Source organism: Methanomicrobia archaeon, from assembly GCA_016930255.1.
In the GTDB taxonomy this organism is placed as follows: domain Archaea; phylum Halobacteriota; class Syntropharchaeia; order Alkanophagales; family Methanospirareceae; genus JACGMN01.
The window spans coordinates 1-13,395 of record JAFGHB010000062.1 but is presented as its reverse complement, the minus strand read 5'-3'; the positions used below and the strand labels follow the sequence as shown (position 1 = coordinate 13,395).

Here is a 13,395-nt window from a genome sequence, read left to right as displayed (position 1 = left end):
TGCATGGCTGAGGGCATTACAGATCACGTTTGGACATGGGAGGAATTATTGATGTTCAAAGTGAGTCATGAAAGTTAGGACATCACCGAAAATAGCTGCTTGCTCTTCGTAGAGTAGAGTGTTTCTGCGTGCATTTTTGGCCATGTACTCACGCGGTAGTTCCCATTATTCTGTCACGGCCGGGCTTTCTTCCTTTTCCGAACTCGCGGCCTCGACTTTCGAAACGGTGCTCACCAGTTCTAACATCCTAACGGTATCGCTTAATAGCGCAAGGACATCATCGGCTGAGGGGAATGCGGTTATATCGCGCGAGAAGATTCTCTTCGCCGTTCTCTTCGCTTTTATCAGTGATCGGAGCGCAGCTCGTTTATCAGCCTCGACGAGCCCTTTATCGTGCAGAAATTGCACTTTATCCTCCGCGAACTCTCCCCGAATCTGGTCTGAGGCATACAGAATGACCCGACTTGCAATCAATGCAGATGCAAGATACGCGCCCCTTTCGTACGCGGTTATCGCCTCGTTTACGTTTACTTCGTAGTTTGCATCAGGCACCGCCCCGTATAATTCTTCCAATTGCTGCTTGAGCGTTGTGAGTATCTCGAAATCGCCCTTCGACGATGCAGGTGCCAGACTTTTTAAAGCGGTAATGGCCTTGTCGCATTCGGTATCGAGCTCGCGCGATAACGCCTTCTGTTTATACGCCGCCGAATAATCTCGCCCTTTCATCTCTATGTCCCGGAGGTAAACGCCGAGGTTCTGCTCGGTCGTTATCCGCCCGAAATGTAGCTTCGCGTCCTTGTATGCTTCAACCAGATTCTCCAGCTCGTCGCTCGAGCCAAATAAAGAATCCGTTACATTTTGTCGCAGTTGCTTTGCCTGGCTCTTTACAGCTTCGAATTCACTCAAAACCTCCGTAGCGTCAAGTTTCATTAATGTCATCCTATTCAGACCCCCTCAGGTTCCTAGTTAGCGAGATAGATGCCACGTCGCTTCTTTCGTCATACGAACGCAAACAGTCCGTTCTTCTCATCCACAGCAGCCATAAAGACGTCACAAGCTCCTTCTATCTTCGTTTGCCCTAGCATGACAGACACACTTCTCGCTGCTATTTCTACATGGTTGCTATAATGTTAAACTTTCGCTTTGTTCATAGCGCGTACGCAGTGATAGCGTTTTTGCAACAAGTTCACAAAATACACGGCATGACAGAGGGCTTTGAATTCCCTGCTTAGAATAGACCAAGCTGAAGATCTTTCTGTTGATCTTCCTAAATGGGGAGAAGTGCCAATTTTAATTATCGGAGATTTACTTCTTCTCCCACATATACAAATCGAGCAACTGCGAAAGCGTCTTCCCACGCTTTATCTCCTCTCTCACGCGCTCCTCGTTCTTCCACACTTCCTTCGCACGCCGTGCGATCTCGTATGCGCGCTCCTTCGGCACGACCACCACACCGTTGTCATCGCCGATGATCCAATCGCCGGGGTTCACTTCCTCGCCACCGCACCTGATCTCCGTATTGATTTCGCCAAACCCTTTCGGCTCGCCGGCATGCGGCACGATGTACTTCGCGAAAACGGGGAACCGGATTCGTCGTATCTCGTCCACATCGCGCACGGCACCGTCAATAACGATACCCGCAATGCCCTTCTGCTTACAACTCCACGAGGCGAGTTCGCCCCAGGGCGCGATGTCTTTCGACCCCGCGTAAACGACGATTACCTCACCGGCCTTTGCCACATCCGTTGCCTCGACCGGCTTTGCCCAGTCGCCCTCGAACGTCTGGACGGTAACTGCCTTGCCCACCAGCTTGATATCCTCGAAGAGCGGTCTTATACCGTGCATCACTCCTTTCCGGTGCATGGCATCCGAGATGTTCGGTGTGGAGACCTGCATGAACAGCTCGAAGATCTCTTCATCCAGCGCCTTCTTCGTTCGTGCGCCCTTTTCTTTTCCGACCATACGGAGATCCATGCTTTTCCGTATCTTCCGCGTTGACTCCTCCACCTTTGCAGTTCTGATTATGTTCCCGCCTACAATAACCACGTCAGCACCTAAAGTGACCGCTTCCGCAGCGATTTCCGCATCTATGCCGCCGCCAACTGCTAAAGGTGTCGCTATCACCGCGGATACTTTCTCTAAGAGCGTTAACGTATTCATTCCTCTCATCTGCTGGTCTATTCCCACATGAACGCAGATGTAATCCACACCCAGCTCTTCCAGTTCCTTCGCTCGCCCTACGGGGTCCTCAGCGTTCAGTATGTCCACCATAACCGCCACACCGTATTTCCGCGCAGAGCGCAAGGCATCCTCGATCGTGGCATTATCCGCAGTAGCGAGGATAGAAACCACCGACGCACCCGATTTCGCCGCCATCTCCACTTCTATCGCACCGGTGTCCATTGTCTTCATATCGGCAACGATGCTCACATCAGGGAACGTCTCGCGCAATGTCCGTATCGCATGCATACCTTCACTCTTTATCAACGGCGTGCCTGCCTCTAACCAGTCTGCGCCGCCTGCTACGCACTCCCGTCCGATCTCCACCGCTCTATCCAATTCGAGCACGTCAAGCGCAACTTGCAGTATTTTTCGCTCACTCATTTCCTTCATGATCCTGTTCCTCCCCTTTCACCATACATACAGGCTCGCGTTTCATCGCTTACGTTACCAATCCATTAATGCGAGAGCATTAATCAATACAGAATAGCCAATGAAACGTGAAGAAGCTATCATATCATGCATGCAACTCGTGCGGCTGCGAGCGCGAGCGTGACGGGCCAGAATCATCGGATCAGTACGTAAAACCCATTCCAAGCCAGTACAGTTAGCCCAGCTCGAACGAGGTCACGCCAAAGACGCAGTTCAACGGTAAAGCCGGCGCCTCTTTGGAGTACATGCGCACAGTCTCGGACATCACGTTCATATGATGCCGTTCTGCCAAATCTATCGCCGCCGGGTTGACTTCTGGTGTGTCCAGAAAGATCGGTTCACCGGGCACGGTGCTCCGTAGCGCAACAAAAAGAGTCTCTGCGATCTGCGTATTGTTTGCGAAGAGCGGCCCGATTTTGTATCCAATCCGGCACTTGCGGATAACTCCGTAGCCCGCCAGACCGTCGTCCTCTACTACCGCCAATGCTACACCCTCTGGCTGGTCGATCCAGCAGCTGAGAAACTGCGGTCTCGGCACGGGAAACATTTGAGCGTCATATTCGAGCAGATCTTCGAATCGCACCTCGGCTATCGTTACGACACCGTCCGGCATGCTCCCACCGCCGCCTACACCCTCATAGCGTAAGTTGCGGTACGCCGTATGGAAGCCATATCTTTGATAGTTCGGTTGCCGCTCCACCACACCGTCCAAACCAATGTTGTGGTCCGCCAGGTATGCCAGCCCTTTCTTCCCTAACCAAGCGCCAATCCCCATGCCACGGTATTCAGGTTTAACGATGAACAAGCCCACGAATCCGAATGAATCACCGTAGGATACAGCCGAAATACACCCCACGAACTCGCCATCCAGCTCGGCAACGAAGAACCCGTTCGGATCCGTAGCATAGAAGCACGCGCCATCATGAATGCCCGGATTCCAGCCCTCTCCTGCCGCTAAATCGATAGCAAACTTGACCTCATCCCTTCTCATTCGGCGAATTCGAAGTCTGTCGAGTAGCGATTGGTTATCAATTCCCTGGTGCATCTTCTTTCCTCTCTATTACTCATATCGTTGGGAGGCCTGACATATTAAACGCTCTTTTGCATCCGATCGTATTATTGCAAACACCCAAAAAACCGAAACTCTTTTTATACTGATGTTATATATATCTAACATAATGTTAGAAATAACTACTAAGTGGGGTGATAAGAAAGAGGTGAAGAAGAAAAGATGAAGAAGCGAACGAAGGCTTGGTGGCCGATCGCGAAAGTAGCTGTACTGGTAGCACTCATGCTACTGATTCTATGGCGCGGCGTGAACACCCGGAGTGTGTCTACAGTGATCAGCATGATTACCGTGGTGCTCCTCATCTGGTTCGCGAGGTGGAAGCGACCGGCCGACGTTCCGGAGAGCGACGAGCGAACAAAGAAGCTTGGGGCGTACGCCGCGACGTATTCGTGGCTGCTGACGCTCGTGTTCATCACACTGCTCTTCTGGGTCGATAACCTCGCGGTGGTCAAACTGACGGTGATGCAGGCACTTGGGACGACGCTGCTCGTGATGCTGCTCACGATGAGCGTATTCCGCTGGTACCTTAACAGGAAAGGAGACGTGGAATAGGGGAATATAAAATGAATATAAAACAATTCAGGCTGTGCAAAATGTTTATAGGCATAGTAATAGGAATTGTGACTAGCTGGTCCGTAGCCGAGGGTGAGTTCTTCGTGCCGATAGCTGTAGTGGCTATTGGGTTGGTCCTGATGCAGCTCTGCAAGAGCAGGGTTACCGAGGTGATGGAGGATGAGTTGATCCATCGGCTAAATGAAAAGGCGTCCTATATGACGTTGCGGGTCTCGCTCTTGCCAATGGCAGTACTTGGTGCCGTGTTCATCGCACTGAGTAAAAGTGGCTCGCCGGTTTTAAAAGAAATCGGCCTTACACTGGCGTTCTTGGTGTGCGCGTTGCTCATCTTGCATCTTAGCTTTTACTCGTACTACGGGAGGAAAGGCGTGGAGTAGAAATACCGAATGAGAACGAGGATAAAGGAATTCCGGGCCCGGTACGATTTAACCCAGGAGGAGCTTGCAAACCGGGTGGGCGTCCGACGGGAGACTATTGTCTTTCTGGAGAAGGGAAAGTACAACCCTTCGCTCAAGCTGGCTCATAATATCGCAACGGTGCTGCAAACGACCATTGAGGAGTTGTTCATTTTCGAGGGAGATGAGTGATTAAGTAAGATTTTAAGCGTTTCTCAATCCTTTGAAGACATTCCACAGCGGCACTCTACGGCTGTATTCTTTGTACGCGTCGCCGAATTTGCGGATGTTGTATTCGTCCTCAGTGCGAGCAGACATCCAGAAACAGAGAAACGAGACTGCACCTAACACTAAAGAAACCAGCGACTGGAAAAGGATTATGAGTGCAATCGACCAGATTGCCATGCCTAACGTCATGGGTTCACGGATAACGCCGTACATGCCCGTATCGATTAACGCAGACGTAGCGGTAAAGTCTCCTGTTTCCGATTTGCCTTTGCGCTTCAGTTCGCGCATCGCGCCGAAGACGAGAATACCCGACGGGATAAACAAAAGGCACCCGAAGATTTCCAACCACCAATTGTCGAAGCGCATCCACGCGCCCGCATTACCAAGCATTAGTTCGAGCGTTAACAACGTGAAAAAGATACCCAAACCAAAATGCATATAACTCTCGCTGGTTACCCGTTCTCGAACTGCTTGGATGATCCACCTGCCGTTAACAAGCCAGATGACCGCGCAAATACCGACAGAGAGTATATACCGATACATCATTTTCACCTTTTCTCATGGGTTACCGCGCGAGCACACTGCGCGTCTACACGAATAAACGAACAAGAACGATCACGACGATGAGCGCCGGCAACAAATTAACCACCTTTATCTCTTTCAGATCCAGCAGCTGGATGCTCAGGCCCATTAGTATGACGCCGCCAACGGCGCTCAGCTCGGTGATGAGCGTTTCGGTAAAAAACGCCTTTGAGGAGGCTGCGAGAAGCGTAATGCCGCCTTGGAAGATAAATAACGGGATGGCTGAGAAGAGTACACCGATCCCAAAGGTGGATGCGAGTGCGATGGACGCGCAGCCATCCATCAACGATTTCGCGAATAAGATCGACGGATCGCTATTGAGTCCGTCTTCAATCGCGCCGATAACGGTCATGGCGCCCGTACAGTAAATGAGGAAGGCAGTAACCAGCCCTTCGGAGAACTGCTCGTTGGTTGAGCCGATGTGTGCCTTTAAAAATGCACCGAATCGATCGATATGCCGGTCAAGATGCAGTGCTTCACCAATGAGTGCGCCGATGAGCATGCTGAGGATAAGAATGAGGAAATTCTCGGTCTTCAACGCCATGCTGATGCCGAGGAACAAGACACAGAGCCCGATCGCCTGGAAGCCTATCTTCTTGAGGTTCTCAGGGAATCGCTGGTGCAGGAGCACGCCTATGATGCTCCCGATAATCACGGCAACGACGTTCACGTAGGTGCCCAACATAAAGAGTACGTAACGGTAGTCGTATAAAAAGCTGTTTGCTCCTAACGCGGGATACTAGTGACCCTTGTAGCAACCCTCGTGTTGCTCACTTTTTTCTCAAAAGGTATGCTCCTGCTGCTGCTAATCCCGCAATTGCGAAGACAGCTTCGAATCCCGGTACGGGATACTCTGTTCCTTTCTCTTCTTCGCCTTCTGCCGGCGCTATCGTCGGGCTCGAGGTCGGTTCCGTCACCACAGGAGTGGTATCCGCTGTTGATGATGGTGTTTCGGGAAGACCCTCACCTTCTTCTTCAGCCGTTGGCGTTGCTGTAGGCACGTCCGTAGGCGCCACATTCGGAGCGACTACAATTTTTGCCGAGCGGATGTCATTGGAGACTTCAACTTCAACGTTGGTCGTTCTTTGAGTTATGCCGTTCTCATCTACATACCAAGCACTTAAGTTATTTTTATCCAGAGTATACTCACTATGCAACTTATCATTCTCAAATTCAACATTGGTGCCAACAAAAGTCACCTCGTCCTCCGTGTATGAGATGGTGTTCTTGGAAGCGTCCTGTAAAGAGTATGATAAGAAAAAGGGAAAGATCAATTTTGTCTCGTTGGGAACGACTGGTTCTTGCCTGTCTGAGACTTTTGTGGTTGTTATCGTAATGGTACCTTCTTCCCTGACTCGGGAGCCTGTTATTATTGCCGTATAATTGTAAATAGGTGCGTTTATAGGCACAAAACCGTCCACTTCTGACCAGCTATCAGCCCTTGTTTTTCTATCATGCTTGAGGAAATATCCGCCGTTGCAAATAATCTCTTCAGTGCTGGATAGTCTCACTATTACGCAGTTCATATCCGGATCATCGCTGAGATTATTGTTCCACGACCTGCCGATAACGTAAGAGCCAGAACTGGGATAGGAAAACAGACTACTCTCATAAGGAAGATAAAGCGGAATCGTTTCTTCTTCCCCGGTGACTGGCACTGTCGTTACCGCCACATAACCTACCTGCATGAGGTCATCACTTCCTGGTACTGATATCGCATCCTTTAGTAATTCAAGAACCTGTGCTTGGGATTTACCCGTGATCACGTACTGCTCCTCAAACGCCTCAAAAAAGCTATCAACGTCAGCACCGTTTCCCAGTTCATAGTAACCATCACGTCCGGGGCTGAGGACGGCAACCAGATAACTTCCGGTGTCGATGTCTGAACCGACGGTAATCTTTTTCGAGAAGGCAACTCCAGAAAAAGATACGGAGGTGTAATACACCCCTTTACCCGAGCCATCGATTTTATCGCCGTTCTCGCCGTTCGGAGAGACAATTACTATGCCTACGTCTGGGGTATAGGCAGTACCGTTGATGTCAAAATCGTGCCCTACCGCAGCCGAGCCGGGAGATATGCTTGCAGCTAAAACGCTTTCCGTCGTTCCGATTGGTAACGCCAGAGCAAAGCTCGAAACGAGCATAATCACGGCACATGCAACGCTTATTATAGCTTTTTCTCCTTTTACCGCCATTTTTTGTGTATTACCTCCATCTGTTATCCCGATCACCGCATCTTTTATGGTGACGTAAGAGATATTGACTTGCTAAAACGCAAATTTATCTCTTCAGTTTAAAAAACTTTCTATCCGTGACTTCCGTTTATTTTACTGTCTTTTAATGCAAATGATCAAAAACCCATTCGCTCTGCATTTTATCTCAACGCCAGAAGTGAACTCGCGTTTTACCGTCCTTGCCCTTTGTCACCAGACCCTCAGGGCGTATTTCTACGAGTTCCTCGTCTGCTAAGATCTTCGTTATCCTCTCTCGCTGTGCATTATCAGCAGAATCGATAATGCGTTCTAATTCTCGCTCTAACGCCTGCTTCTTCTGCACATCCTTCTTGTGCTCTTGCCGTTTCGTTCGCTTTGGCCTGTTTCTACTCATGACTCGATCGGACACACCTTGTCAGGTTTACGTTCATACAGTTATCGTACTTTACTTTCATTGATGTTGGCTCACAGCGGCGTGAATACCTGAGACTTGCGTCGCGCGTACGCTGCCGCTTCCCGCATCACTCTAATCGCTTCATGAATACGATCGAGCTCTTCAAAGCCGTACGATAGTCGCAACTGACGTTTGCCAACTTCAACGAGATCACCGCGTGGATGCACACAAAATTCACCCGGCACATAGATCACGCGCGGATTCTTATCCTCTTCAGGCCCGTCGATAGCCACGTCGCCTGTCGTTCGTGAGAGGTATTTAAAGAACGCGGAATCTTCTGTTGTTTGAATATCATCAAAGGTTAAATAGAAGTAGAAACCCGCTTTGCCGCCGCTGCATGCTACTATACCATCGCCTAAGCACTCGTCTATCCAGCCTTTGACTGCCCGTGCTTTTTGCCGGTAGCCCTGATTCACCGCCGCTATTTGGCCCTGGACGTGATGGTCCAGGAGGTAACTCGCAATCTCCTGGGTGATCAACGGAGCGCTGAATCCGACATCGCTCGTCTTTTGTATCAACGCCTGTAAGAACGGCCCGTCGTTGCCCATCATGTAGCCAATTCGCAAGGCTGGTGCGAGTATCTTCGACAACGTTCCGATCTCATAGACGAGGCCCGCAGTATCGTACAGGAAGCCGGATTCCAGTGGCGGCACGGCCGGGTCATGCACCAGACTCTCGTAGGCCTTATCGAAGAATAGCGGGATTTTTCTGCCCTGCTCCACAGATACGTCGGTCACAATCCGCACTAATTCCGCTCTTCGGGCGTTCGAGAGGATCGTACTCGTCGGGTTGTTGATGGTCACGACGTAAAAGAACGCAAGCTCAGTTCTCCGGGGGCCCAATGCGTCGAGTTTCTCGCGCAAGATATCGATGCGTATTCCGTTCTCATCTTCGGGTACCGTTACCACATCAAATCCTTGCCGTTCGAGGAAATGGCAATAGATATAGTACATCGGGTCGGAGGTGATGACGATTCCTGGCTGTAAGACCTGCGCAATTCCTTCGAGGATGCTCGTTGCCCCGTTCGGCCCAATGATAATCTCGTTACGAGCCACTATCTCCTGTGTGAGCCCGCCGATACCGTGTTCTACGTGGAACCGCTCGATCGACTCGATCAGATTCTGAGAGCCCTGTGAGCCGCCGTAATTGAGTGGGACTTTGTATTTCTCGGGAGCTGCAAGTACCGCGTGCAGAGCCTCTTCAATGCGGTCGTGCGGGATCGTTCTCTCGTTCACATAGCCGACGCCCAAATTGATATCCTTATCGGGCCGGAAGTCCGCGGCAAATGCTGCCATCATCTGATTTACCGGCGATGGTGTGCTCGATGCGTTCCCGTAGTCCGATAGGACGAAATCCGTGAGTGTCATAGCATTACATTAAGAACAGGCGCAGCTCGTAATAAAAATTGTGCAGTTTCGTTCTTCGCAACGGAGGGGAATTGCGGAGCGTGATTCATGATAAAGCAGATCTCGCACTTCACGGTATTCAAAGGTGCTCGTGGGGATTAGGCCTATTATTAGTCAAAATTGTTTTTTAGGATACAAAGATAGATTAGTATGTTTGTTATGCCTGAGATAAGGTGCTCTCGTAAGCGTAGCGAGGAAAAAGCGGATCGCAGCTCGGTGGGTGAGACTGAACGTGCGGAGGACTAGGAACTAGATGATCGAATTCATTTTGATATGGATCGTTTTGACGTTAGCAGGCGCGAGTATAATCGCGGCGCTCGGCGAGAAATACGGCACCGGCTTGACTATTGGGATCTTCGTGGGGCTGGTCGTCATGGCTCAAATTCTGGCGAACAAGATCGTACTATTCGGGACGTTCACCCTGCCGGCTGGAGTGATTGTATATGCAACGAGCTTTCTCGTAACGGACATTTTATGCGAGTTTTACGGTAAGAAGAAGGCGTTAGAAGCGGTTTGGGGCGGATTCCTCGCGTCGATTTTACTCGTGTTGGCGGTGAAAATAGCAATAGCGTGGCCGCCAGCACCTTTTTGGACCGGCCAAGCGGCGTTTCAGACCACTTTACAATTGACCGAGAGGATCGTTTTGGGCAGTCTGGTGGCCTACGTAGTCTCACAGAACTGGGACGTGCGCGTATTTCATAAACTCAAGGAGATGACTGATGGCAGACATCTCTGGCTGAGGAACAATGTCTCAACGATGACCTCGCAAGCCCTGGATACCGTGATCTTCATCACCATAGCGTTCTACGGCGTGCTGCCCGTCGTTCCAATGATCATCGGCCAGTACATCGTGAAATTACTCATCGCAGCGCTGGATACTCCGTTCATCTACGGCGTGCGGTGGGCACGGAGAACGTTTTCTTCTGCGCCGCTTTAACTAACGTCGGACGCAGGATCTGGAGGAACTGTGCGATCCCGCTATGTGCTGGAGGTAGAGTGCACCGACCGGATAGTTTAAATAGAAGCAAGGCAATAGTATACCAAGCCATAGGAGGAACAAAGAGAGATGTTTGAGGCTAAGATAGATGCAGCCGTATTAAGAGAGAGTATAGAGTCAATTACCGCGGTAGTGGATGAAGGAAAGTTACGAATAACGAAGGAAGGTTTTACACTTCGAGCTGTAGACCCCGCAAATGTGGCAATGATCTCGTTTGATTTGCAACGCGATGCTTTTGATGATTTTCGATTTGAGAAGGAGGGGGATGCGGAGGCTATAGAGACGGGCATTGACTTTGTTAAGCTACATGACATACTCGGAATCGGAGGTCGGGAAGAGGTCACTTTGAAATTGGACGAGCAGGTGCAGAAATTGTTCACGACGATGGGCAGCCTTGCGTATACCGTTTCCTTGCTCGATCCCGCTTCGTTACGGAAAGAGCCGAAGGTTCCGGAGCTTGAGTTCCCCGTGCAGGTAACTATCGAGCTGGAGGAATTCAGAAGGACGATACGGGCTGCGGAGAAGATCGGGGACCATATCGTGCTCGGCGTTGACGGCGAGGAGTTCTACATGGAGGTCGAGGGCGAGATGGACAAGCTGCGATTAGGCTTGAGAAAGGAGCAGTTGATTCATATGACTCCGGGGACGCTCCATTCGCTGTATTCGCTGGACTACGTTGCGGCAATGACCAAGGGCATGAGCCATGCGGACAACATAACGCTCAACCTTGGCAAGGATTATCCGTTACAGGTCGATTTTGAGGTGGCAGACGGCAAGGGTAAGGTCAGTTATCTGCTAGCGCCACGGATCGAGTCTGAGTAAGCAATCGATAGAGGGCAGACGGGTTTTGCGCGCGAGCCCGTCATGAAATGATGGATGGAGGAAGGAGCTTTAGAATTAGAGTTAGAAGAAGGAGTACGGTTGAGTTTTTATCCTTTTCTGGCTGCAGCATCGAGCTATGTAGAAGCGTCTGGCGTGACACTGGACGACTTACTACAATCGGCTGCGTTTGAACGTGCGCGAGTTCGCGGTAAAGAGCGAGTTCGCGAGGCGATACGAAGCGGCACGGTCAGCAAGCCCGCGATCATGCATACGGCACAGGCAGAGATGGAATTGCTGTCGTATCCCTTTGCCCGTATTCTGGTCTCCTGTATCGGCAATGCGCACCTCGTGCGGAGATATGCTTTGTCGGAGGCGAAATCGGCGTACAACAAGCTGTTAGAGGAGGCCGGCACCACTACGGCAACCGATATTATTTACGAAATGGCACGTGAGTTCGAGCTACACGTAGATCTGTCAAGCGTGCCGCAGGAGCACCTGCAGGTGCACCTGCCGTTCGTTGAGTACCTGCGGTACACGGCGAATCTCCGCGATAAACGCTGGAAGTTAGTGAATCGCAGAATGGAGCAGGGCCAGGTAAGCCTGAGGAAGAGCGAATTTCTCAGGATTATTCAGGAAGCGATCTACGAGCGCATAAAGAAGGATCTGCCGCTGGAGGTGCCCGAAACACTCTGCGACTCGATCCGGAAATACACTACGGATATAGAAGCGGAGCTGGAGGAGCGGCGCAAGAAGTTCGGCGACAGCGGGTTCGAGTCGTGTGCGGGCTTCCGGGTGAAGGATCCGAGCTGCTTCCCGCCCTGCATCACGGCGATTCTGAGCAATCTACGGGACGGCGTTAACGTGCCGCACACCGCACGATTCGCGGTGACGGCGTTTCTGCGTAATCTCGGGTTGACGGTGGACGAGATAATCGCGATTTACAAGAACTCGCCGGATTTCGACGAGGAACGAACACGGTACCAGGTGGTGCATATCTCAGGCGAATCGGGCAGTACCAAGTACACCGCGCCGTCCTGCGGGACCATGCGAACGTACGGAAACTGCGTTGATAGCGATGACCTCTGTGAGAAGATTGGTCATCCATTGAGTTATTACAAACGGAGGTTGCAGCAGAAGCAGAAAAAAGAACCGAAAGAAGAAGAGAAAGCATAAAGGTAAAAAAAGAGGGGGTGAAAGGGAAAAAAATGAAAGAGTATAACTACAGAGTGGAGTTCTTCCCGATAGGGGAGTTAAGAGTCGGAACAGGGGTAGATAAAGCGAAGCTCGAAGAGACTTTGAATGCGTATGCAGCAAACGGCTGGCGGTTGCGCGAGACCGCGTTATGCGGTGAGTTGGGGTTCATTTGCGTTTTTGAAAAGAAAGAAGAGAAGGGGTAAGAATGAAATTGTTAATGCGCAGATATACTGGTGGTAGGAGTTGTACGGGCTAACGGAGGTGATAGAGGTGGTGGAAGGGTGAAGATAAAATGTCGAGGGGTAACGAATGGGAAAATTAAATATATTTTTTGATACTTGCATAATAAATCGCATTCTATATCTTGATAAGCGCGAATCAGATGCAAAATATGAAGAAGACAGAAGGTATCTTGGTAAAATATTAAATTTATGCTCAGAGGAAGATGAAATCAATTTTTTTGTAAACCCGTCCGTAGAAACAGAAATATGTAACACTACGAATGAATTACGTAGACGGGAACTACTAAAAGTTTGCGCTCAATATATGGTAGTGTCCTAAATTACGTGTCTTACCTTGAGCATCAACAATTCCTTCCATGTCCAAACGTGATCGGTAATGCCCTCAGCCATGCAGGGTGTTCTTTCGATGTTCTTCTCCCCCTTCTCCGTTTTTATCATCAACGCGGAATTAACCCTGATCAGGTTGTTATAGCACTGATACACGTCTAAATGGTTGTCCAACATCTCTTTTCTTTGCACTTGAAGAAGCACAACCTTCTCCTGACCAACCTCGAAATGCCGTGTCTCA

15 protein-coding genes and 1 pseudogene are annotated in these 13,395 nt (G+C 50.3%); 7 read left to right on the top strand and 9 right to left on the bottom strand.

Annotated features, from left to right (window positions below; translation table 11 throughout):
- Positions 1–165: 165 nt before the first annotated feature.
- From JW878_08555 to JW878_08545, 3 genes are all read right to left on the bottom strand, one after another.
- Positions 166–939 (bottom strand): hypothetical protein, encoded by a 774-nt coding sequence (locus JW878_08555; GenBank protein MBN1763106.1) that lies wholly within the window; start codon positions 937–939, stop codon positions 166–168.
- 366 nt (positions 940–1,305) lie between these two features.
- Positions 1,306–2,604 (bottom strand): bifunctional hexulose-6-phosphate synthase/ribonuclease regulator, encoded by a 1,299-nt coding sequence (locus tag JW878_08550; protein MBN1763105.1) that lies wholly within the window; start codon positions 2,602–2,604, stop codon positions 1,306–1,308.
- Between the two features lie 223 nt (positions 2,605–2,827).
- Positions 2,828–3,697 carry a GNAT family N-acetyltransferase gene (locus JW878_08545; GenBank protein ID MBN1763104.1) on the bottom strand — a complete coding sequence of 290 codons (870 nt, stop codon included), beginning with the start codon at positions 3,695–3,697 and terminating at the stop codon, positions 2,828–2,830.
- Positions 3,698–3,982: 285 nt separating this feature from the next.
- Between JW878_08545 and JW878_08540 the strand changes: the two genes are divergently transcribed.
- Genes JW878_08540 through JW878_08530 form a run of 3 tightly spaced genes read left to right on the top strand, consistent with a single transcriptional unit; the run spans position 3,983 to position 4,881 of the window.
- Positions 3,983–4,273: a hypothetical protein gene (locus tag JW878_08540; GenBank protein ID MBN1763103.1), complete on the top strand. Its 291-nt coding sequence runs from the start codon at positions 3,983–3,985 to the stop codon at positions 4,271–4,273.
- Positions 4,274–4,284: 11 nt separating this feature from the next.
- Positions 4,285–4,671: a DUF2178 domain-containing protein gene (locus tag JW878_08535; protein MBN1763102.1), complete on the top strand. Its 387-nt coding sequence runs from the start codon at positions 4,285–4,287 to the stop codon at positions 4,669–4,671.
- A 9-nt stretch (positions 4,672–4,680) separates the two neighbouring features.
- A complete protein-coding gene (locus tag JW878_08530; protein ID MBN1763101.1) occupies positions 4,681–4,881 on the top strand; it encodes a helix-turn-helix transcriptional regulator in 201 nt (66 codons plus the stop codon).
- 12 nt (positions 4,882–4,893) lie between these two features.
- Here the strand turns inward: JW878_08530 and JW878_08525 are convergent, their stop codons facing one another.
- The 5 genes from JW878_08525 to JW878_08505 form a co-directional block, all read right to left on the bottom strand.
- Complete coding sequence (locus JW878_08525) at positions 4,894–5,460, bottom strand: isoprenylcysteine carboxylmethyltransferase family protein (protein MBN1763100.1); 567 nt, start codon at positions 5,458–5,460, stop codon at positions 4,894–4,896.
- Positions 5,461–5,506: 46 nt separating this feature from the next.
- On the bottom strand, positions 5,507–6,184 hold the full coding sequence (locus JW878_08520; protein ID MBN1763099.1) for a DUF554 domain-containing protein: 678 nt from the start codon (positions 6,182–6,184) through the stop codon (positions 5,507–5,509).
- A gap of 85 nt (positions 6,185–6,269) precedes the next feature.
- Positions 6,270–7,694: a hypothetical protein gene (locus tag JW878_08515; GenBank protein MBN1763098.1), complete on the bottom strand. Its 1,425-nt coding sequence runs from the start codon at positions 7,692–7,694 to the stop codon at positions 6,270–6,272.
- A gap of 184 nt (positions 7,695–7,878) precedes the next feature.
- Positions 7,879–8,106 (bottom strand): hypothetical protein, encoded by a 228-nt coding sequence (locus JW878_08510; protein ID MBN1763097.1) that lies wholly within the window; start codon positions 8,104–8,106, stop codon positions 7,879–7,881.
- Between the two features lie 71 nt (positions 8,107–8,177).
- A complete protein-coding gene (locus JW878_08505) occupies positions 8,178–9,533 on the bottom strand; it encodes a pyridoxal phosphate-dependent aminotransferase (protein ID MBN1763096.1) in 1,356 nt (451 codons plus the stop codon).
- Between the two features lie 292 nt (positions 9,534–9,825).
- Between JW878_08505 and JW878_08500 the strand changes: the two genes are divergently transcribed.
- The 4 genes from JW878_08500 to JW878_08485 all read left to right on the top strand — a co-directional run bounded on the left by JW878_08500 (position 9,826) and on the right by JW878_08485 (position 12,788).
- Positions 9,826–10,509 (top strand): queuosine precursor transporter, encoded by a 684-nt coding sequence (locus tag JW878_08500; GenBank protein MBN1763095.1) that lies wholly within the window; start codon positions 9,826–9,828, stop codon positions 10,507–10,509.
- 129 nt (positions 10,510–10,638) lie between these two features.
- Complete coding sequence (locus JW878_08495) at positions 10,639–11,391, top strand: DNA polymerase sliding clamp (GenBank protein ID MBN1763094.1); 753 nt, start codon at positions 10,639–10,641, stop codon at positions 11,389–11,391.
- Positions 11,392–11,445: 54 nt separating this feature from the next.
- Positions 11,446–12,564, top strand: coding sequence for a DNA primase large subunit PriL (locus JW878_08490; protein ID MBN1763093.1), 1,119 nt, complete (start codon positions 11,446–11,448; stop codon positions 12,562–12,564).
- Positions 12,565–12,596: 32 nt separating this feature from the next.
- Positions 12,597–12,788, top strand: coding sequence for a DUF4177 domain-containing protein (locus JW878_08485; protein MBN1763092.1), 192 nt, complete (start codon positions 12,597–12,599; stop codon positions 12,786–12,788).
- Positions 12,789–13,142: 354 nt separating this feature from the next.
- Here the strand turns inward: JW878_08485 and JW878_08480 are convergent.
- Positions 13,143–13,395 (bottom strand): annotated as a pseudogene (locus JW878_08480) (IS1 family transposase).